Source organism: Chryseobacterium daeguense DSM 19388 (assembly GCF_000430825.1).
GTDB lineage: Bacteria > Bacteroidota > Bacteroidia > Flavobacteriales > Weeksellaceae > Chryseobacterium > Chryseobacterium daeguense.
Genome location: NZ_AUMT01000002.1, coordinates 211,677 through 233,149, shown reverse-complemented (window position 1 = coordinate 233,149; position 21,473 = coordinate 211,677). Strand labels below are relative to the sequence as shown.

Here is a 21,473-nt window from a genome sequence, read left to right as displayed (position 1 = left end):
GTAATTATTTATAAAAACCTTTAAAAAATTTAATCTTTTTACATAAACAGCATACTTTTTGTTTGTCGTAAATGCTTGAATAAAAAACAAATGTTAATTAATAACTCTAAATATTATTATTTCTATTTTTTCCTGATTTTTTCCGGATTCCTGTACGCACAAAACACTGCATCAGGGCGGATTGTAGATGAAAAAACCAATAAAGAGGTTTCTGGCGTAGATGTATTTATCAATGAAAATAAAAAACCCCAGCTTACCACAAGTTCGGGGAGTTTCAGTGTACAGTCGGACAGTATTATTTATAAGCTAAGATTTCTCAGAAAAAATTACTCATTAGAAACGGTAGAAGTTACACCGGACAACGCTTCCAATATTTTTGTGAAACTCTCCCAGGAAAAAGTGGGAAATATTCAGGAGGTGGTAATCCATAACGAAAAACCGAAATATAAAAATAAAAAGGAAAATCCCGCGTACGCCATTATGCAGGAAGTCTGGAAAAGAAAAAGAAATAACGGTCTGGATAAATTCGATACCTATACTTATAAAGAATACGAAAAAATTCAGTTTGATGCGAATAATCTCGACAGCGCATTCATGAAAAGGAAAATCTTTAATAAGCTGGATTTCATTTTCGATTATGCAGATTCTACCGCAAGCGGCAAGATGGCCCTTCCTCTGTTCCTGAACGAAGCCGTTTATGAAAATTATGGAGAAAACAGGCCTTCAAAAAGAACAAAAAGACTTTTAGTAGCACAAAAAACATCTGGTTTTGAAGATAATCAAATCGTTACTTTAACGGCCAAAAACCTTTATCGTGACATCAATATTTATGATAATACATTAAATTATTTTGACATCGGATTTCCAAGCCCTGTTGGCGAAACAGGTTTCAGCACGTATGATTACAACCTTGTAGACACCATCTCCGTACGGGGCGAAAAAGCCTATAGAATCCGGTATCAGCCAAAGAGAACAGAAGTTCTGGCATTTCAGGGATATCTATATATTGATACCGACAGCTATGCCGTTTTGGGAGCAACTTTAAAATCAACTCAAAAAATAAACGTCAATTTCATCAACGCCATTTCCACCGAACTGGAATATGACAACCCTGATGAAAATACATTTTTACCTCGAAAATTTGCTACAGAGATTGAAATGACTCCTTTTTCCAAGAGAAAAACAGCTAAAAGCCTTATTGCAAAAAGATCAGTAGATTATTCTGAATATCAATTCAACAAACCGCTTGAAGCGAAAGTTTTCAACCGAAAGCAGGAGGAGTATGATGACAGTTTTGTAGAAAAAGATGATGCCTATTGGTTAACAGCCAGACCTGATTCATTGTCAAAAAGCGAGCAGGGAATTTACGAAATGCTGGACAAGCTTGAGCAGACCCCGAAGTTTAACCGTCTCGTAAAGCTTTATGAAACACTCGGCTCAGGCTATTATAATGTTACAAAAGGAATTGATCTCGGGCCGATTTTCTCAATTTATGGTAAAAACGAAGTGGAAGGTAACCGTATTAGACTTGGAGCAAGAACATATTTCACCAGAAATGATCCGTGGAGAGTGCAGTTTTATACCGCTTATGGATTTAAAGACCAACAGGTAAAATATGGTGCTGAAGCAAGATTTATGTTTAACAGGGTCAACAGATTTACAGTAGGTGCAGGAACCAGAAGAGACATATTACAGCTGGGGGTTCAGCTTACCAATGATGATGGGATTATGGCAAGAACTTTTGCTTCGTCAACACTTTTTGCCAGAGGAGAAAATGCTTCCTTAAGCTCAGTAAATCAAACCAACGTCTTCACATCCATTGAACCTTTGAAAAACTTCCAGATACGCCTGGACGGGACTATGCAGAGCATAAAATCTGCTAATCCGGATGGGTTTAATCTTATGTATTACAAGGACGGGAATTTAAGGAAAACCACCAACGATTCTCACCTTACTTTAAGCTTAATTGCAAGGCCCGGAGCCAAGTTTTCACAAACCGGTATCGACAGGTATGAGCATGGAACACTCGCCCCGACTATTATTTTAAAATATACTCGGGGAATCCAAGGGTTATTTGGCTCGGATTTTAATTATAATAAATTACAGTTTATGTTCTACAAGCCGGTATTAATTGGAAGCTGGGGAAAAACTTTGATTAATTTTGAAGCCGGGAAAAACTTTGATACCGTTCCTTTGGCCCTGCAAAATGTAATTCCGGGAAACCAGTCGTACAGCTTAGCAGCAAACACATTTGCTCAGCTTAATTACTACGAATTCGTGGCAGATACTTATACTACGCTTCATCTTGAGCATCATTTTAATGGTAAGATTCTTTCTTTTATTCCTTTAATTAAGAAATTAAAATTAAGAGAGGTTGCTTTTCTAAGGGCTGCGTACGGAACTTTAAGCGATGAATCAAAAGCCATCAATGTAGAAGGATTTAAATATTCTGCACCGAGCGAACATATCTATTATGAATACGGTGTAGGAATTGAAAATATCGGGATTGGAAACCTTAGAATTTTCAGGGTAGATTTTAACTGGCGCGGGAATTATCTTGACAGACCAGACATCTCAAAATTTGGAATTAAAGCCGGATTCCAGGTTGGCTTTTAAATATAAAATCTCCTTCAGTGAAGGAGATTTTCTTTTGTTGTATTAAACATCCATTAAATATCGCTGCTGCTGCATCCGCCACATATCGGCACCAGAGTCTGCGGACTCAGACATACAGGCCGGCTTTCTGCAGGCAAACTGCAATACCAGTCGCAGGAAATCCCTTCACATTTAAAACCTCCTTTTAAAGTTTTAAGCTCATTTCTTGAAAGTCTTTTTAAATTTTTCATAATAAATAATTTGGATTGATGATATTAATTATAACGAATAAATTTAATGAATATTATTCAAAGCATAAATAGCAAAAAATCCTCAACGAGATGCTGAGGATTTTGATTTTTATAAAACGCTGAAATTATGCGTTCGGTTCTACAGATACGAAAGATCTGTTATTTGCTTTTTTTCTGAAAACTACTTTACCGTCTACTAGAGCAAACAAAGTGTGGTCTTTACCGATTCCCACGTTATCACCTGGGTGGTGCTGAGTTCCTCTTTGTCTAACAATAATGTTTCCGGCGATAGCTTCCTGACCTCCGAAAATTTTCACACCTAATCTTTTAGAGTGAGATTCTCTACCGTTTTTGGAGCTACCAACTCCTTTCTTGTGTGCCATTTTATTAGTGGATTATTTATTTAACGCTTTGAAATTCTCAATATTCTTTACGATAGCTGCATCTACTTCAGCATGAGTAAGAACATTCTTTTCTAATTCTACTTTTACTGCTTTTCCTAAAGTAACAAGAGCTTCTCTGTTTTCTTTAGTCTGAGACAATCCGTTTTTCTTTAAGTGATAGTTCAGTTCGTGATCTTCACCAAAGTTTACCGTTTCGTTATCAGCAAGAACTTCTGCTTTAGTTTCCTTTGCAGTTTCTTTTTTTGCAGCTTTCTTCGGAGCTCCTTCAAAACCTGTAATTCCAGTGATCTGAATTTGAGTCAAAGATTGTCTGTGACCATTTTTTACTTTGTAACCTTTTCTTCTTTTCTTTTTGAAAACGATTACTTTATCAGCTTTTACGTGGTCTAGGATCTCTGCTTCCACAGTGATACCGCTTACAGCTGGGGCGCCTACAGTGATTGAACCGTTTACAGTAAGAAGAACTTTATCAAAAGATACTTTTCCTCCTTTGTCTCCTGCTAAACGGTTTACAAACAACTTCTGGTCTTGCTCAACTTTATATTGAAGCCCTGCTATTTCTACAATTGCAAACATTGTTTATAAATTTTTAGTTATTTCGAGGTGCAAATATAAGAATTATTTTCTAATACACTTACAATCAAACCCATCTTTTTTCAATATTAAAATTTTAACTATGTTTTGAATAATTTCTCACCGTTAAGTGATAATATTTTTCAGATATTTTCCTACCTTCGCTTTCACCTAAAAAATATTTTATATGAGAAACTTTAAATTTCCCCTACTGGCGGGAGCAATTGCTGTACTCACATTATCAGCATGTAACGATGACACTATGGAAAATCCGGCAGCCCCGGAACCACAAACACAGAACGCAAAAATAGACCAGCCGAACGCCCTTGAAAAAGTCTGCTATTATGTAGATCAATACTGGAGCTCCTCTGCTGTGTTAACAACTTCTCTGCAAAATTCCACGGACACCAATTTTATGAACTCTCAAATGACTAAAATTGCAAGCCTGTGGGGAAGAAGTAATCCGACCCTAAGATTTGTAAACGATCCTTCCAACCCGAACTCCACTTACAACGCAATCTCTTACTCTACCGGAAAAATCTATTACGGCTACGCCATTTATTATGATGCAAAAAGTAAAGGCGGGGATATTGTAAATGCAATGATCCTTGCACACGAATATGGACATCAGCTGCAATATATTTTCGGGCTGCCTTCCGTAAGCGAATCTACAGCGAGGCCAAACGAACTGGAAGCAGATGGTTTTGCCGGGTATTACCTGAGAAGACCGAACGGTTACAATCAGACAACCTTTGCACAGATTGCCGCGGCTTATGAGTTTGCACAAAGCATCGGAGATTACCAGACAAACAGCCCGGGACATCACGGAACTCCTCCACAGAGAAGATCTGCAGTCCGTCTGGGATTCCTTCTTGGCCAGTACAGCCTTTCTGCTGCAGATTTTGATTATAACTTTTTCTATTATTATCAAGGTGTTCTTAACGGAACCTATAAAGCAGGTAAAAACTCTAAATATCCTGAAATTGACGCTTATATGAGCCAGTATATTGACGAATTAACAAAAATTCAAAGTGGAGAAATTTCTGCCGATGAGTTTAAAAATCTTAAGTAACATTCATTTTTAGCATATTCAAGAAAGGAGGTAAGCGTGTCTTGCCTCTTTTTTTAGCTGTAAAGGGAGCTTCGAAAACAGCATCAATATTCTAGGGATATTTACTTCCATCATCCATGTTCTAACTTCCATCCAATTTTATCACATAATTTCTTACTTTTGAAAGATATTGATAATTCATGAACAGAGACCTCTACATAGATTTTGCAAAAGGGATGGCCACGCTATCCATTATTTTTATCCATACTGCTTTCTGGTCGGGTCAGTTTTATATTCCGGCAGAAGTCCGGGTATTCTCTCTGGTCTTTGACGTGGCATTGTTTTATGCGTTAAGTGGAATCACCTCAGGTTCTAATATTGAGAAAACATTCTACAGGCTGTTGAAATTACAGATCACCTATATGATTTTTGTAACGTTTTTGTTTTTTCTTGATTACTTTTTCAAAGTTTTTGGGCTAAGCTTTTTCAGTCTCGAATGGCTGCAGCGTTTTTATTCAACATTCGGGTCAAAATATGCAGCTACAAGCATTTCAACTGTTCCGCAATGGGAAAATCTGGGCAACTGGTACCTTCATCAGTATACCAATGCAGACACATTTCCTGTAGTAATGGGAAGTTTCTGGTATCTGAAAGTATATTTTATATTGACGGTATTTGGAGTTTTGATTTTAAGATTCTTTCCGAAACATATCAATTGGTTTATAGGAATCTGCATTGCTTTAACCCTGATATTCAACATCTTTCCACAAATATACCCAACAGGACATGTTGGGTACGTAGCTTTTTATATGGCTATATTTTTAATGGCAAATAGGATGAAGGGCAAAAAAATCCCTTTTAAAATGATTCCTGTTCTGTATGGCGTGGTCGCAGCGGCTTTATTCTGGCTTTTCACCTATTACGGAAACGAGATTTTCTTTAAAATCAATAAAAATAAATTTCCGCCGAAGATTCATTACATCATCTGGTCTCTGTTTTCTCTGGTTACTTTGTTTGTTTTTTACAACAGACTAAAAATTACAAAAGAAAATTTTGTTACCTACATAGGTAAAAATGCGATTTTTTTCTATTTCGCTCAGGGTATAAGCTCTTCTTTGGTATATTTTATCGTAGTTCCTTTAAAAGAAAATATGCCATGGTGGGTTTTAATGATTTTAATCTATTGCATTAATGTCGTTTTGGCCTTCATCATCTCATCATTACTGAAAAAGGTAGATGAAGCCGGCTGGAAAATCCTTGAGTTTTTGAGAACAAAAACCGCCGCGAAAACCAATTAATCGTCTGTTCTTCTGCCGCCTCTTACCAAAAGTGCGATAAGTATCACCAATAAGATACCGCCGCCGATAAGGTACATGGGATCTGCATACCATTCTGTGGTTGTCGTAGTTTTAGTTTCATTAACTACAGTATTTGAATCATCCTGAGCATATAAAAGGATGCCGCTAAATAATGTTAATACAAAAGCAAAAATTCTGGTAAATGTATTTGTTGTAATTGTTTTCATTGTTAATATTTTTAATGTTGCTTTAATACTATCAAAATAAATACCATTGAAGAATTTCATCAAAAACACGAAATAAGAGATTATTTTTTAATGACAAATAAAACTTTCTTACTTATCACAAATTAATTAATTTTACAAAAATTTTAAACTATGTTTAAGTTGAAACTTCCTACCGATCCAAGGTGGGCAAATATTGCGGAAGGAAACATTGAAGAAATTTTAACGGACCACGCCTGGTGTGAGCAGAAAGCTGCAACTAATGCCATCGGCCTTATTACCATGCTTCCGGAATATCCGGAAATCGTGACGGAACTTCTTGCCATTGCGCAGGAAGAGCTGGAGCATTTCCGCCAGGTTCATGAGATCATCAAAAAAAGAGGATACACTTTCGGTCGCACCAGAAAAGATGACTACGTAAATGAACTGGTGAATTTCATCCAGAAAGGAGGCAACAGGGACGACCTCATCGTGGATAAAATGCTTTTTGCCGCCATGATAGAAGCCAGAAGCTGCGAAAGATTTAAAGTATTAACAGAAAACATTCAGGATGAAGAGCTTAAGACTTTTTACAAAGAGCTTATGATTTCTGAGGCTAATCATTATACAACGTTCATTGGTTTTGCAAGACAGCTGGGAGATCCGGAAAAGGTAAATGCGCGTTGGGAAGAATGGCTGGAATATGAAGCAAAAATCATCCAGTCTTATGGAAAAGGACAATCTATCCATGGATAATTTTTTTAAAAAAACAGAATAAAAACAGTGAAAAAACTGACCTTCGAAAATATTGCCAATTTCTTCCTTAAAAACTTTTTTCAAGGGTTGGTCATTATTGGTCCTATCGGGCTTACGCTTTTTGTGATTTATTATATCATTACGTCTATTGATAATATCATCCCGTCTGTAGCAAAGGAAATTCCGGGGCTTGTGTTTATTTCAACCATCTTAATTACGGCACTTTTAGGATTTTTAGGAAATAAATTCGTTGTCGGAAAATTCTTCTTCGATTCCATGGACCGCTTGCTGGAAAAAACTCCGGGCGTAAAACATATTTACACCCCAACTAAAGACGTAATGTCTTCATTTGTGGGCGATAAAAAAAAATTCAACGATCCTGTCTGGGTAAAAACAAATGAAAATCCGGAAATCTGGAGAATCGGTTTTTTAACTCAAAAAGAAATGGCCGATGTGGAAAAGCATAATTATGTTGCGGTTTATCTTCCACACTCTTATGCAATTTCGGGCTGGGTAATTGTTACTGAAGAAAAAAACATCAAACCTGTAGTAGGAATGACGGCGGCTTCTGCAATGAAATTTGCGGTGAGCGGCGGTGTAGCAGGCTTCCATTCAGATGAAAATATATTTAAGGCACCTGAATAATTCTGCTGTTCATGGCTTTATTTACCCAAAGAGACAAAAGACAGTAAAATAGATTATGTCTTTACAACTTTTATGGTTAAAAATAAATTCTTGCCATACATTAAATCAATCCTTTAAATTATTTAATGTTTAAATGTTTTAAATGCTTAAATTTTAAATAATTAAATATGATGAATTTGAATTTATTCAAATAAAAATTTTCTTTACAACAATCTAAAAAAAATATCATGAATTTACCTTACGCGGAACCTTTCCGAATTAAAATGATTGAGGAGATCCGTCAGTCGACAAGAGAAGAAAGAGAACAATGGCTTAAAGAAGCAAACTATAATTTATTTAATCTAAAATCTTCACAGGTTTTTATTGATCTTTTAACAGACTCCGGAACAGGTGCAATGTCCGACAGACAATGGGGAGCCCTGATGATGGGAGACGAAAGCTATGCCGGATCCCGTTCATTTGAGCAGCTGCATCAGACCGTACAAAAGATTACTGGTTTCAAATATCTGTTACCAACACACCAGGGAAGAGCCGCTGAAAATGTTTTATTTTCAGTTTTAGTGAAAGAAGGCGATGTTGTTCCCGGAAATTCTCATTTTGACACCACAAAAGGTCATATCGAGTTCAGAAAAGCACACGCGATCGACTGTACCATAGATGAAGCTTTTGACATCAATGATCTTCACCCTTTCAAAGGGAATATCAACCTTGAAAAATTAGAAGAAGTTTATAAAAGTCATCCGAAAGAAAATATTCCTTTCTGTTTAATTACAATTACTTGTAATTCATCGGGAGGGCAGCCTGTTTCTTTAGAAAACATGAAAGCAGTTAAGGCTCTTTCTGATAAATACGGAGTTCCAGTATTTTTCGATTCTGCAAGATTTGCTGAAAATGCTTATTTCATCAAGAAAAGAGAAGCAGGACAGGAAAACAGAACGATTAAAGAAATCTGTAAAGAAATTTTTTCTTATGGAGACGGGATGACGATGAGCTCTAAAAAAGACGGTCTTGTAAACATCGGTGGTTTTATTGCTTTGAATAACGAAGAAGTGTTCAGAAAAGCATCTAATTTCACCATTATTTACGAAGGTTTCATTACTTATGGAGGTATGGCGGGAAGAGACATGGCTGCTTTGGCTGTTGGTCTGGATGAAGCTACTGAATTTGCTTACCTTGAAAGCAGAATTTCTCAGGTTGAATATCTTGGAAATAAATTAATTGAATACGGAATCCCTGTTCAGAAGCCAATCGGCGGACATGCTGTTTTCATTGATTCATTAAATTTTTTACCAAAAGTTTCCCGTGAAGAATATCCGGCGCAGACTCTGGGACTTGAAATTTATAAAGAAGCAGGAATCAGAACAGTGGAAATCGGAACTTTATTGGCCGACAGAGACCCTGAAACAAGACAAAACCGCTATCCTAAGTTGGAATTGGTACGTCTTGCGATTCCTAGAAGAACATATACCAACAACCACATGGATTATATTGCAGCAGCGATCAAAAACGTTTATGAAAGACGTGACGAAATTGCAAAAGGCTACAAGATCACATGGGAGCCGGATTTGTTGAGACACTTCACGGTTCAGCTGGAAGAAGCTTAAATAAAAGCGAATCGGGCTCAAAACTTCGTTTTGAGCCCGATTCTTAATATACAAAAGACTACTTTTTCGAGATTTTATATAGTCTGCCGCTGTCTGTAACGGCATAAAGATTTCCGTCGCTTCCGTTCAGCACATCACGGAATCTTTCTTTTTCGTCGGTGAGTAAACGTTCTTCACCCACTACTTTATTATCTTTCATAACGATCCTGTTGATGTGTTCACCACTCAGACATCCGATCATTAAATTTCCTTTCCACTCATCAATATTTCCGGTGTAGAAGGTAACTCCACTCGGCGAAATTACAGGATCCCAATAATAAACCGGTTGTTCCGTACCTGCCTTTTGGGTGGTTCCGTTATTAATCTTCTCTCCCGAATATTCAATTCCGTAGGTGACATCTCCCCAACCGTAGTTTTTCCCGGCTTGAATCAAATTAATTTCATCACCACCTCTCGGTCCCATTTCAACATCCCAAAGTGTTCCGTTGGGATCAATCGCCATTCCTTGTGGATTTCTGATGCCATAAGCATAAATTTCAGGTTTAAAACCTGCTTTTCCAATGAAAGGATTGCCCGGAGCCGGCTTACCATCCTTCGTGATCTTTAAAATTTTACCTAAATAATTATCCGTTCGCTGAGCATAAACTCTTGTCTGTTTATCAGATCTTTCACCCGTGCTTACGAATAAATTTCCGTCTTTATCAAACTCCAGCCTGCTTCCGTAGTGTTTGTCGCCGTCGTAAGTAGGTGTTGCCCTAAAGATCACTTTTACATTAGAAATATTTTTTAAATCCTGAGTAAGCGTTCCTTTTGCCACAGCAGTATGATTCCCTTTCTCATAAGGCTCCGAAAAGCTGAAATAAATAATATTATTGGTTTTGAAATCAGGATCAAGGGCTACATCCAGCATTCCGCCTTGCCCTTTTGAATCTACTTTTGGGAAACCTTCAATTTTAGTGATCTGTTTACCGTCCATAGAAACTACATTCATGTGTCCTTTCTTATCTGTGATTAAAAATCTTCCGTCCGGTAAATTGATAATTCCCCAAGGCTTTCCAAGATCCTTGCTTAAAATCTCAACTTTATAAGGTGTTGTCGTTTTTACTGCTTTTATTCTGGTTTGGCCAGCGAAGGCAGGTTTATAATTGGAATTCGGTTCTTTTGTCTCCACACTTCCATCATTTCCGGCCTGCTGAGCATGAGCCGTATTTTTTTTACAGGACGATAAAATCAGGAATAAACTGAGAGCCGGAATATAAAATCGATTGAATTTCATAATAATATGATTAAATGGTTTAAAAAATGAATGGAAAAATAATGCCACAAAAAAAGCACTACAAATTAGTGCTCATTTTATTAAAAAATTTAATCTATTTCTTAATTATTTTATGCTTGAAAGAAGTACCGTCTTCAAAGGTTACCTTTAGAATATAATTCCCCGGTAAAAGTTCACTTATATCTGTTTCTCCGCCTTTAAAAGTTTTCACCAGCCTTCCATCAACGGTGTACATCTCGCTTTCTCTGATTTTTTTCGTAGCTGAAACCTTAAGAAAGTTTGAAGCCGGATTGGGATAAATTTTTACATCTGTAACCGTCATTTCCTGTGTTCCCAAAATATTTGCCGCTTCTCCCTGAAGGTAGACAGACAAAGGAAAATCGCCCTGCTGGCCTACAAACTGTGCATCGGGAACGGTAATTTTAAAAGTATGCACACCAGGATTTAAAGTTCCTACACTTATTTTCCTTATTGGGACTGAGTTTCCGGGGCACCAGTTATTCCATGATGTCCACCATGTCAATGGTTTTGGAGAACTTCCATAAATTCCATTTCCCTGAGTATTGTACTGGCGGAAGGGTTCACAAGAAATCCCTCCTGGCTTGTATGTAAAAACCTGTGCATCATCCAGATATACATAGTGCTGTCTTCTCACATATTCTTCACCTCCGGAATTGGCGCCGTGATTGGAAGTTATTAAATAGAAACTTGCATTGTTAACCGTATTTGTTAATGTAAAATTAAGCAGCCTTACCGTGGTTCCCGGCACATCAGTAGCGTTATAATTATTAAAGCTCTTAAGAGCAGCCATTGTTACAAGAAAATTATTAACAGGTGGAACTGATGAGTCATTATCTGTTGTAAAAGTTAATGTCCCTTTAAAAACATCTTTTCTTCCTGAACATCCTGAAACCTGCGTCTGGGCTGCATACGGAACTCCGAACACAGTAAATTCGATCCAGAAATCATATTGGCTTCTCAGATTCGGATCTTTGAAAATCGCGCCTAAGTTATCAACCTGAAATGTATAAGGTACACTTGTAGGTGAGATGTTTTTATTCATAAATGGAGTTATAAACCTCCCGATCTCCAGCTTTTTTACTGTATTTGTATCGTATGAAGCAGCTCCTTTTGGCGCAAAAGCAAGAAAAACATGAGCTAAACGATCGTAATTGTCACACAATGCTCCAATGGTAACATTCATGGTAACCTGATTTCCAAAGGAATCCAGTTGTGCATCAGTCATTTTTTTTGTGTAGGTGCTGTTACTGAGACGTGTTGCTCCGGGTGGTAAAGGCTCGTTTACAATGGCATCATACATATCATAGAAGACAACTTCTTCATACATGGAAATCGTTGTAGGCGTGAGGGTGTTTTTTCCAAATATGAAAATAAAAAAGCATAAGAAAATAAAGGAAAATAAATTTTTGTTCATATCACTCTTTATTGATTAAAAAGCAAATATATTCAAACAAAATCAAAATAATGCGAGAATTCAACAATAAAACCAATATAAAAATGAGAACTATTTAAATTAAAAGTTGATTTTTTAAATTAAAAAATATCTTTAACTAATGTTTTAATTTTAAGTTAAGTTAGAAAACAGCATAAACTTTACAATAATCTAATAATCAATTAAAAACATTCAATCAGAATTTGAAAAGTTAAATTCTTCAATGTGAGAAATTTCTTTCGTATTTTTGTTTATATAACATACTTTTTTCTATGCAATTCAAACTTCAATCAGAATATAAACCAACCGGGGATCAGCCTCAAGCCATCGAAAAACTCACGCAGGGAATTGAGATTGGTGAGAAATACCAGACTTTGCTGGGGGTTACCGGATCCGGGAAAACATTTACCGTTGCCAATGTTGTCCAAAATGTTCAAAAGCCCACTTTGGTATTGGCTCATAACAAGACGTTGGCAGCTCAGCTTTTTATGGAATTTAAAGAATTCTTTCCAGAAAATGCAGTTGAATATTTTGTGAGTTATTACGATTATTATCAGCCGGAAGCTTATATCGCCACTACCGGAACTTATATTGAAAAAGACCTCAGCATCAATGAAGAGGTTGAAAAATTAAGGCTTTCTGCCACCGCAAGCTTACTTTCCGGAAGAAGGGATGTGTTAATTGTAGCGTCTGTTTCATGTATCTACGGTATCGGAAACCCGAACGAATTTCACAAATCATTAATTTCAATAGGAATTGGCGAAAAGGTGACGCGGACTGCGCTTCTTCATTCTTTAGTTAATGCATTATACTCCAGAACATTAAATGAGTTTCAAAGAGGTACATTCAGGGTAAAAGGAGATGTAATTGATGTATTTCCGGCTTACGCTGACAATGCGGTGAGAATCCAGTTTTTTGGAGATGAAATTGAAAAAATTCAAAGCTTTGATCCTGTTTCGGGAAATGTAACTTCCAATTTTGATCAGATCCAAATTTATCCCGCCAATCTTTTCGTAACATCAAAAGAAACATTGAATGGAGCAATCCGCCATATTCAGGATGACCTGGTGAAGCAGGTTGACTTTTTTAATTCAATTGAAAAACCCCTGGAAGCAAAAAGACTTCAGGAAAGGACTGAGCTTGACCTGGAAATGATCAAAGAATTAGGTTACTGCTCCGGAATTGAGAACTATTCAAGATATCTGGACGGAAGAATGCCTGGTTCAAGACCTTTCTGCCTGATCGATTATTTTCCTAAAGATTTTTTAATGGTAATTGATGAAAGCCATGTTACCGTTCCGCAGGTTCACGCCATGTACGGAGGCGACCGAAGCAGAAAAGAATCTCTGGTAGAATACGGCTTCCGGCTTCCGGCTGCGATGGACAACAGACCTTTGAAATTCGAGGAGTTTGAAGCCATGCAGAATCAGGTAATTTACGTTTCTGCAACACCGGCGGATTATGAGCTTGAAAAGACTGGAGGAACATATATTGAGCAAATTATTCGTCCGACAGGACTTTTGGACCCCATTATTGAAATTAGGCCTACTTTAAATCAAATTGATGATTTAATGGAAGAGATACAAAAAAGATCCGATGTTGATGAAAGGGTTCTAGTGACTACTCTGACCAAGAAAATGGCGGAAGAACTAACTAAGTATTTTACCAAATTCGGTATCAGAACAAGATATATCCACTCAGATGTTGAAACTTTGGAGCGTATCCAGATCATGCAGGACCTTCGTCTCGGGCTTTTTGATGTGCTTATCGGGGTTAATTTATTAAGAGAGGGCCTTGATTTACCGGAAGTTTCGCTTGTAGCCATTTTGGATGCAGACAAAGAAGGAATGCTGAGAAGCAGAAGATCAATGATACAGACTGTAGGCCGTGCCGCAAGGAACATTAACGGAAAAGCCATCATGTACGCTGATAAGATCACTAAATCTATGCAGGCAACTCTTGACGAGACGGAATATCGCCGTGCAAAACAAATGGAATACAATGAGAAGCACGGAATGGTTCCGCAGGCCCTGAATAAAAAGATTTCTGAAAGTCTGGTAGGAAGAAGCAAAGATTTCCCTGATGAAAAATATACTCAGAAAGAAATCCTTCAAAAAGTTGCCGAAGCTAAAGCCAGCTATACCAGCGAAGATATAGAAAAAGTCATCGAACAAAAACAAAAAGAAATGGAAGCCGCCGCTAAAAACCTTGATTTTATTAAGGCTGCTAAGCTAAGGGATGAAATTGCTGCTTTAAGGGATTAGATTTGTGCAAAATTTATGAAAATTTAATTGATGTTATTTTAAAAGAATCTTATATTTATGCTTTAAACATAGATAATGAAAATATTTGATTCACATTTCCACATCATTAATCCTAAGTACCCTCTTGTTGAAAATAACGGATACCTACCTCCGGATTTTACTGCTCAAGATTATATTAATTCTACAGATGAATATAATATTGAAGGCGGCGCAATAGTATCAGGCTCTTTTCAGGCATTTGACCAGGAATACCTTATTGACGCATTAAAAACATTGGGAGATAACTTTTTTGGAGTTGCCAACATTCCTGCGGACATTACGGACACAGAAATACAAAGACTGCACATGGCCAATATTGTAGCGGTTCGTTTTAATGTAAAAAGGGGCGGTTCAGAAAAAATAGAATATATTGAAAAGCTGTCTAACTATCTTTTTGACAAGTTTGGATGGCATACTGAGCTATATATTGACAGTAAAGATCTGAAAAGCCTGAAATCTGTTCTGCAAAATATTCCCAAATTCTCTATTGACCATCTGGGATTATCTAAAGATGGCCTTGAAGATTTATACTTTTGGGTAGAAAAAGGAATAAAGGTAAAGGCTACAGGCTTCGGAAGAATAGATTTTGATCCCATATCTGTTATGAGAAATATTTATAAGATAAATCCTAATGCTCTAATGTTCGGAACAGATCTTCCCTCCACACGCGCAAAAATTCCGTTTTCTGAAGAGCATATAAAAATGGTTACTGATAATTTTTCTGATGCTGAACTCGAAAATATTTTTTATAAAAATGCTTTGAATTGGTATAAAAAAGACTAACATTTACAACTGTTAAAATAAAAAAGAACATATACAATCCAATTTGTATATGTTCTTTTTCATATTAACCTGATCTATTAAAATTTATAAATCTTTGTTTTAGGCTTCTCATAATTTACAGCTCCTCCGCGAATAGGAGTCAGTAAATCCATTAACCCATTTAATTTTATTTCATAAATCGTGGAAAGCTGCATTCCCAGCTTGCCTTTAGGCATCTCTTTCCTGTAAAACCACTCGAGGTAGCTTATGGGTAAGTCCGCAAGAATGGTACCTTCATATTTCCCGAAAGGCATTTTTACTACGCATATTTCTTTTAAAATCTCCGGGTTTATTCCGTCTTCCATTTTATACTATTAAATCTATTTTATTTCCAAGCTCGTCTTTCTTATCCGGGAGCTCAAGTTCCGGAGTATCATCATCAGAAAACTCATTCCTGTAAACCTGAATCAGGAGTAATGTTAAAGAAATGAGAATCGGACCAAAAATAAGCCCCATAAATCCGAATAGGTTCATCCCCATAATAATCCCGAAAATTGTATTTAAAGGATGTACATCTTCCAGTTTTTTCAATAGGGTAAACCTTAAAAGATTATCCGTTAATCCCACAATAACAAGGCAATAAACCGCTAAGCCAAGCCCCGGCCCGGTACTTCCTTCTGCTATCATATAAATACAAATCGGAATATATACTATCGCCGCCCCCACAACAGGAACCATTGATGCCGCAGCCGTTAAAGCAAAAAGCAAAACCGGGCTCGGAGCACCGAATATAAAATATCCGATCATAGCTACAAGACCCTGCCCTAAAGCTACCACAGGGATTCCTATTGCATTGGCCATGATGAGTTTTCTCATTTTTTCGCCGATCAAGGAGACATTTGCTCTTTTTAAAGGCGCAGATGAAGCCAGGATACGCTCAAACAATCTTGGTTTTTCCAACATGAAATAAAGAATAAAATACATGGAAATAACCACCGTAAGGGTATTAAAAGTACCGCTGAGAGCCTTTGTAGAAAGCTGTCCGACCGAGCTTTTCAGCCGGGTCATGTTTTCTTTACTCAGAATATCGAAACCTACTTTAGAATAGATGTAAGAATGAATTTTTTCCAGGAAAATATTGAATTTATCCATATAAGCCTGCGCATTTCCAAGCTTTGCGATTAAGAGATCCGCTATAAAATAAATCGGCAGAATAAGAATAACAAGACTGGCAAGCATCAATAGCAGTGATGAAGCCCAGGGTTTCCAGTTTTTTTCTTCCTGAAGATAAAAGTTATACTTTCTGCAGACTACGTAAATAGTAATCGCCCCCAGAACGGATGGTATAAAAAGGGCAAGATTAAAACAGATTAACCCCGTCAGGATCAAAATAATGGCAAGCAAAGATACCTGCTTTATCTTGACGCTGCTTATTTGCTCATTTCTATTCATTATTTATTATAAATTATTTGTCTTGGTTTTCCTAAAAAAGCACAATAGGATGAATACATTACAGCCAAAATGAATGGAGCCGTTAAAATAACCCCGATGATACAAAGCACTAATCCGGCAAATGAAATTAAAAACCCTACAAGCGTTACAACAAGGAAAAGCCCGTAATTTTCTTTAACGATATTAAATGATTTTCCTAAAGCATCCGTTGCAGAAGCATTTTCAAACAACAAAATCGGGTAACCCAGCATCAGGAAAGGATATACAAACACAATCGGAATAAAGCAAAGTGATAACGCAACAGTAGAAATTATTCCTGAAATAAATGCGTAAATCAGAATATTCACAAAATTCTGTCTGTAGCCAATGAAAAGATCAGAAAATTCTATCGGATTCTTCGTATTGTACTTGTTGATCATAAAAATCAGCCCTACATATAATGGAGTAAGCAAAAGTCCCAGAATACCGGATAAAGTGATATATAATGGAAATCCGGGAGCGTTCCAGTAATTCATCGCGGAATAATCTCCGGAGTCTCTCATCTCCTCAAACATCGCAGCAGAATTCACTCCCGCAATGCTTTGAATAATGGTTCCAAGAATAAGATAAATAATCATTGCCACCACTGCATAAAGAAAAACTCCTTTATACATTTCGAAGGCGTGGGAAATGATAGATCCCGTGTTTCTTTCCGGCACGGAACCCTGCTGATCAAATTCATTAAATTCTGACATGGTGTTTAATTTTTAATGTTGTTCCTATCAAATTTAACTTTTTTTGACCATAAAAACAGTAATCAAAGGAAATTTAACGTTTCTCAGAAAAAATAGTCTTGTACAGCGAATAGATCATAGCATTCCAAAAAGGAAATGTGAAAAGACCACCAATGAAAAATATAGCAAAACCAATATATTTAAATAATACAGATACCATCACACACACCACAATTTCGAGAAAATACATTTTTAATGCTTTGAAATTTAAAGAAATGGATTCGAATATGGTTTTATTCATAAAAAACATAATCGGCGCAACAAACAATGTGGCACAAACCAACACTACAGGAAGTATCACGGTCCTTAAAACCATAATGTACACCATAAACCAGAATAAATAATATCCCAGATATTTAAAAAAATTAAAGCCGTTGTACCCAACAAACAAATCCCCCAGACGAATTTCTTCATTTAAATCAATCTTTCTGAAAATCTGAAAAAATCCAAGGTTCAAAGGATATAAAAAAACCAGCGTTCCCAAAAAGGCATAGCTGAAATATTGCGAATTTTCCGACTGTCCCAATTCATTCGCTTTCGCCAGATACGCCTGCGTACTCACTTTGAAAGCTTCCATCAATTCCTGCTGCTGCTCAAGGATTCCATATCGGGAAGCAAAGAAAAATATAGAAGTAAAAAATATAGCGAAATAAATGATCGAAAATATTAATTGATACATCAGCGTTTTGTTCCAGTAGAAAAATGCCTGCTTCAGTATAAAATCTAGTCCCGGTTTCTGTGGATATTTGTTCTGCATTGAAAATATTTTGTGCAAAAGTAATCATCAATAAGTATTTTTGTCGAATGTTTTCAGTGAATCATCAAAAATTTATGGAAATGGACGAACTTTCGGTCCAGAGTACACCTTTTTTTTTCATTATAGACTTCCTTTCGGAAAAAGTAGAGATATTTAAAGAAGTGGAAATTAAAAAATCAGGCTTATTAATTGATTTTCAAAACTTTTCAACCCCGAAAACACAGCACAAATTATCCAAAAATATTGAATGGAAGTCATATCCTGAAACATTGGAAAGCTTTAAGCTGGGATTTAATCATGTTCAGAAAAATATTCGTCTTGGAAATTCATATTTGGTAAATTATACAAGAAAAACAAGAATTGAGACTAATTTAACACTCGAAGAAATATTTTATCATTCTACTGCGAAATATAAGGTTTTATATAAAGATTTTTTCGTATTTTTTTCTCCTGAAACTTTTGTAAAGATCATTGACGGGAAAATTCTTACTTATCCCATGAAAGGTACTATTGACGCCTCAGTGGAAAATGCCCCGGAAATTTTGAAGAATGATAAAAAAGAAAAAGCAGAACACTACACCGTTGTAGATCTGCTCCGGAATGATCTCAGCATGGTGGCAGACGATGTGAGGGTGGATAAATTCCAGCACATTGATTTCATCAAAACACAGCAAAAAGATTTGTATGCCATGAGCTCTGAAATTTCAGGAACTTTAAAGCCTGAATTTGACGGGAAATTAGGAAGCATTATGAAAAAACTGCTTCCTGCCGGTTCTATTTTAGGAGCTCCGAAACCAAAAACTTTAGAAATCATTTTAGAATCAGAAGGGTTCGAAAGAGGGTATTACACAGGCGTTTGCGGTTGGTTTGACGGTAAAAATCTGGATAGCTGCGTAATGATCCGCTTTATTGAAAAAGAAGGTGACGAGCTTTATTTTAAAAGTGGCGGCGGAATTACACACATGAGCAGGTTAGAAGACGAGTATCAGGAAATGAAAAACAAAATCTATGTCCCAATTCATTGAAAGCATTAAGGTAGAAGATCAGGAAATTTATTTATTGGAATTTCACCAAAAACGTGTAGATCAGACTTTCGCCCATTTTGGGAAAGAAGGGTCGATTGACCTTGCAAAAGTTTATAAACATCTGGAACATGATGAGGATGGCCTTTTCAAATTAAGAATTGTGTATGACCTAGATAAAAAAGTCCGCACACAGATGATTCCTTATGCTATTCCGGAAATTCATGATTTTCAATTGGTTGAGAATAACAACTTCGACTATTCCTTTAAATTTGAAGACCGGAAAGAGCTTGAAAAAATGAAGATGAAATCCAAAGCTGAAGAAATCATTATCATTAAAAATAATCATATTACAGACACTTCTTTTTCCAATCTTTTATTCCTGAAAGATAAAGACTGGTTTACCCCAAACTCTTACCTTTTGAATGGAGTCCAGCGACAAAATCTTTTAAAGCGCAAAGAAATTAAAGAAACAGAGATCACCTTGCAAAACATTAAGCAATTTTCTCATTTTCAAATCATTAACGCTTTAAATGATTTTGATGAAAACTTCATTTATCCTATTGAAAAGATTATCAATCTTCCCGGAAATGAAGAATATCTTGATCTGTAATTATTCTTTCATAAATTCAAAATAGGATTTCAGCACGTCTGCACTGTTCTTTCCGTAGGTATTGACTTCCAGTATTTTAGGTTGAGAATCTGCATTGAAGAAATTTTCCAGTACACGGTCCAGCGTAGGCTCATCCTCCACTTTTGTGTAGGAAAATCCAAAGTGCTTAGCCAGATGTTCTGCATTTTTCTTATGCTTTGTTGCTATAAATTCGTCCAGTGTATTTGGATTTGCATTTCCAGGTCCCGGAATTATTTTAAAAATATTTCCTTCCCCGTTATTAAAGATCATAATCCTTACAAACGGCGGAATGTACTGATTCCATAGTCCGTTGATATCGTAAAGAAAACTCAGATCACCTGTAATTAAAAGTGTAGGATTGGCATTTTTTATCGCAAAGCCCATTGCTGTGGATGTAGACCCGTCAATTCCGGAAGTTCCTCTGTTGCAATATATTTTTCTTTTACCATAATCAAATAACTGGGCATATCTTATAGCCGAACTGTTACTGAAATGGATATTGTAATTTTCAGGAATCATCTGGGAGCTTTTATTAAAAAAGTAAAAATCAGAAAATTCAACTGTATTTAAAAACTGTTCATGCTTTGCATCTTTTTTATCACGCAGAACATCCCAGAGGTTATAATATGGTTTGGGTTCTAGACTAATGAATTTCAACAACTTAGAAAAGAAAACTTCAGGTTTGATTTCAAGCTTTTCTGTTAAGGCAAAATAGGTATCAGGCTGCCATACTTCATCTAGGTGCCAGTGTTGTTTTGGAGCAGCATTTCTTAAAAACTGCTTCACTTTTTTTGACACCACATTCTGCCCTATAGTAATCAGTAAATCAGGAGCATAAGTCTTATAATCTTCTTCTGTGAAATTGTAAATATAGCGGTCAATATGCCTGAAGAATTTTTCGTGATAAACATTTGAGTTTGCCTCGCTCAGCACTACAACTGAATGATTTTTAACCAATTGAGTCAGCTGGCTTTCAAGCTCAGGACTATGATCCCTGGTTCCTACCAAGATCATGATCCTTTGGGAAGTATTCCAGTCTGCAACTAAATTTGAAGGAATTTCATATTCTTTGTGCTGAATGGCCGTTTCCACGTCAGGGAATGTTGGCAGTTCTGAAACAAGCTCATACAAAGGTTCTTCCAATGGAATATTGATATGAACCGGGCCCTGCTTTTCAATACAAAGCTCAATGGCTTTTTTAATGATGTCAAAATTAGTATCCTCCGCATTTTCTTTACCGTCTTCCAGCAGTTGAAAATCGCCATAGGAATGCTGATGAAAAAGATTATTCTGCCTGATGGTTTGTCCGTCAAAAATATCCACATAATCCGTTGGCCTGTCGGCTGTTAATATCAATAACGGAATATTAGAATAGAAAGCTTCAGTGATTGCAGGGTAATAATTAGCAGAAGCAGAACCGCTTGTACAGGTAATAGCAACCGGCTTTTTTTCGCTCATCGCCATTCCCATCCCAACAAAAGCTGCACTTCTTTCATCTACAATACTATAGGAATTAAATATACCCGCCATTTCCGAAAAATGAATCGCTAAAGGAGCATTTCTGGACCCGGGTGAAATAATAATGTCTGAAATCCCATATTGCTGAAGAAGATGTGCAAGTATCTGAATACTTCTCTTAGAAGAATATTTTTTCATGACAC

21 protein-coding genes are annotated in these 21,473 nt (G+C 36.5%); 10 read left to right on the top strand and 11 right to left on the bottom strand.

Annotated features, from left to right (window positions below):
- Positions 1-90 precede the first annotated feature (90 nt).
- A complete protein-coding gene (locus H560_RS0103565) occupies positions 91-2,616 on the top strand; it encodes a DUF5686 family protein (RefSeq protein ID WP_034752162.1) in 2,526 nt (841 codons plus the stop codon).
- 53 nt (positions 2,617-2,669) lie between these two features.
- Here H560_RS0103565 and H560_RS22900 read toward each other — a convergent pair whose 3' ends face one another.
- The 3 genes from H560_RS22900 to rplU form a co-directional block, all read right to left on the bottom strand.
- Positions 2,670-2,846 carry a bacteriocin-like protein gene (locus H560_RS22900; RefSeq protein ID WP_155844949.1) on the bottom strand — a complete coding sequence of 59 codons (177 nt, stop codon included), beginning with the start codon at positions 2,844-2,846 and terminating at the stop codon, positions 2,670-2,672.
- A gap of 125 nt (positions 2,847-2,971) precedes the next feature.
- Positions 2,972-3,229, bottom strand: a complete 258-nt coding sequence (rpmA, locus tag H560_RS0103555) for a 50S ribosomal protein L27 (protein ID WP_002984034.1) — start codon at positions 3,227-3,229, stop codon at positions 2,972-2,974.
- A gap of 12 nt (positions 3,230-3,241) precedes the next feature.
- A complete protein-coding gene (gene rplU / locus H560_RS22660; RefSeq protein ID WP_081413918.1) occupies positions 3,242-3,826 on the bottom strand; it encodes a 50S ribosomal protein L21 in 585 nt (194 codons plus the stop codon).
- A 184-nt stretch (positions 3,827-4,010) separates the two neighbouring features.
- Between rplU and H560_RS0103545 the strand changes: the two genes are divergently transcribed.
- Both H560_RS0103545 and H560_RS0103540 read left to right on the top strand, forming a co-directional pair.
- A complete protein-coding gene (locus tag H560_RS0103545; protein ID WP_027378759.1) occupies positions 4,011-4,895 on the top strand; it encodes a neutral zinc metallopeptidase in 885 nt (294 codons plus the stop codon).
- 179 nt (positions 4,896-5,074) lie between these two features.
- Positions 5,075-6,172 (top strand): acyltransferase family protein, encoded by a 1,098-nt coding sequence (locus tag H560_RS0103540; protein ID WP_027378758.1) that lies wholly within the window; start codon positions 5,075-5,077, stop codon positions 6,170-6,172.
- Here the strand turns inward: H560_RS0103540 and H560_RS0103535 are convergent.
- Positions 6,169-6,399, bottom strand: coding sequence for a hypothetical protein (locus H560_RS0103535; RefSeq protein ID WP_155844948.1), 231 nt, complete (start codon positions 6,397-6,399; stop codon positions 6,169-6,171). The two genes, H560_RS0103540 and H560_RS0103535, sit on opposite strands and share 4 nt — an antisense overlap.
- A gap of 150 nt (positions 6,400-6,549) precedes the next feature.
- Here H560_RS0103535 and miaE point away from each other — a divergent pair, with 150 nt between their 5' ends.
- The 3 genes from miaE to H560_RS0103520 all read left to right on the top strand — a co-directional run bounded on the left by miaE (position 6,550) and on the right by H560_RS0103520 (position 9,380).
- On the top strand, positions 6,550-7,131 hold the full coding sequence (gene miaE / locus H560_RS0103530) for a tRNA-(ms[2]io[6]A)-hydroxylase (RefSeq protein WP_027378756.1): 582 nt from the start codon (positions 6,550-6,552) through the stop codon (positions 7,129-7,131).
- Positions 7,132-7,158: 27 nt separating this feature from the next.
- On the top strand, positions 7,159-7,776 hold the full coding sequence (locus H560_RS0103525; RefSeq protein WP_034752161.1) for a DUF502 domain-containing protein: 618 nt from the start codon (positions 7,159-7,161) through the stop codon (positions 7,774-7,776).
- Between the two features lie 227 nt (positions 7,777-8,003).
- Positions 8,004-9,380, top strand: a complete 1,377-nt coding sequence (locus tag H560_RS0103520; RefSeq protein WP_027378754.1) for a tryptophanase — start codon at positions 8,004-8,006, stop codon at positions 9,378-9,380.
- 58 nt (positions 9,381-9,438) lie between these two features.
- Here H560_RS0103520 and H560_RS0103515 read toward each other — a convergent pair whose 3' ends face one another.
- Complete coding sequence (locus H560_RS0103515; RefSeq protein WP_027378753.1) at positions 9,439-10,656, bottom strand: PQQ-dependent sugar dehydrogenase; 1,218 nt, start codon at positions 10,654-10,656, stop codon at positions 9,439-9,441.
- 94 nt (positions 10,657-10,750) lie between these two features.
- The gene (locus H560_RS0103510) at positions 10,751-12,091 is read right to left on the bottom strand and encodes a peptide-N-glycosidase F-related protein (protein ID WP_027378752.1); all 1,341 of its coding nucleotides are present in this window, start codon (positions 12,089-12,091) and stop codon (positions 10,751-10,753) included.
- Positions 12,092-12,381: 290 nt separating this feature from the next.
- On the opposite strand from H560_RS0103510, the gene uvrB reads away from it, so the two are divergent.
- Entirely contained in the window at positions 12,382-14,373 is a 1,992-nt protein-coding gene (gene uvrB / locus H560_RS0103505; RefSeq protein WP_027378751.1) for an excinuclease ABC subunit UvrB, read from the top strand.
- 75 nt (positions 14,374-14,448) lie between these two features.
- Positions 14,449-15,195 (top strand): amidohydrolase family protein, encoded by a 747-nt coding sequence (locus H560_RS0103495; RefSeq protein ID WP_027378750.1) that lies wholly within the window; start codon positions 14,449-14,451, stop codon positions 15,193-15,195.
- A 77-nt stretch (positions 15,196-15,272) separates the two neighbouring features.
- Here the strand turns inward: H560_RS0103495 and H560_RS21040 are convergent, their stop codons facing one another.
- The 4 genes from H560_RS21040 to H560_RS0103475 form a co-directional block, all read right to left on the bottom strand.
- A complete protein-coding gene (locus tag H560_RS21040; RefSeq protein ID WP_051289146.1) occupies positions 15,273-15,527 on the bottom strand; it encodes a DUF3820 family protein in 255 nt (84 codons plus the stop codon).
- A 13-nt stretch (positions 15,528-15,540) separates the two neighbouring features.
- Positions 15,541-16,626: an AI-2E family transporter gene (locus H560_RS0103485; protein ID WP_027378749.1), complete on the bottom strand. Its 1,086-nt coding sequence runs from the start codon at positions 16,624-16,626 to the stop codon at positions 15,541-15,543.
- Positions 16,626-17,360 carry a hypothetical protein gene (locus tag H560_RS0103480; protein WP_027378748.1) on the bottom strand — a complete coding sequence of 245 codons (735 nt, stop codon included), beginning with the start codon at positions 17,358-17,360 and terminating at the stop codon, positions 16,626-16,628. Before H560_RS0103480 ends, H560_RS0103485 begins: the two co-directional genes overlap by 1 nt.
- Before the next feature lie 73 nt (positions 17,361-17,433).
- Positions 17,434-18,156 (bottom strand): hypothetical protein, encoded by a 723-nt coding sequence (locus H560_RS0103475; RefSeq protein ID WP_027378747.1) that lies wholly within the window; start codon positions 18,154-18,156, stop codon positions 17,434-17,436.
- A gap of 47 nt (positions 18,157-18,203) precedes the next feature.
- Between H560_RS0103475 and H560_RS0103470 the strand changes: the two genes are divergently transcribed.
- Together H560_RS0103470 and H560_RS0103465 are read left to right on the top strand one after the other, a co-directional pair.
- Positions 18,204-19,181, top strand: coding sequence for an aminodeoxychorismate synthase component I (locus H560_RS0103470; protein ID WP_027378746.1), 978 nt, complete (start codon positions 18,204-18,206; stop codon positions 19,179-19,181).
- Positions 19,165-19,791: an aminotransferase class IV gene (locus H560_RS0103465; RefSeq protein WP_027378745.1), complete on the top strand. Its 627-nt coding sequence runs from the start codon at positions 19,165-19,167 to the stop codon at positions 19,789-19,791. The genes H560_RS0103470 and H560_RS0103465 overlap by 17 nt, the downstream gene beginning before the upstream one ends.
- On the opposite strand, the gene menD is transcribed toward H560_RS0103465, so the two are convergent.
- The gene (menD, locus tag H560_RS0103460; protein ID WP_027378744.1) at positions 19,792-21,468 is read right to left on the bottom strand and encodes a 2-succinyl-5-enolpyruvyl-6-hydroxy-3-cyclohexene-1-carboxylic-acid synthase; all 1,677 of its coding nucleotides are present in this window, start codon (positions 21,466-21,468) and stop codon (positions 19,792-19,794) included.
- Positions 21,469-21,473 lie beyond the last annotated feature (5 nt).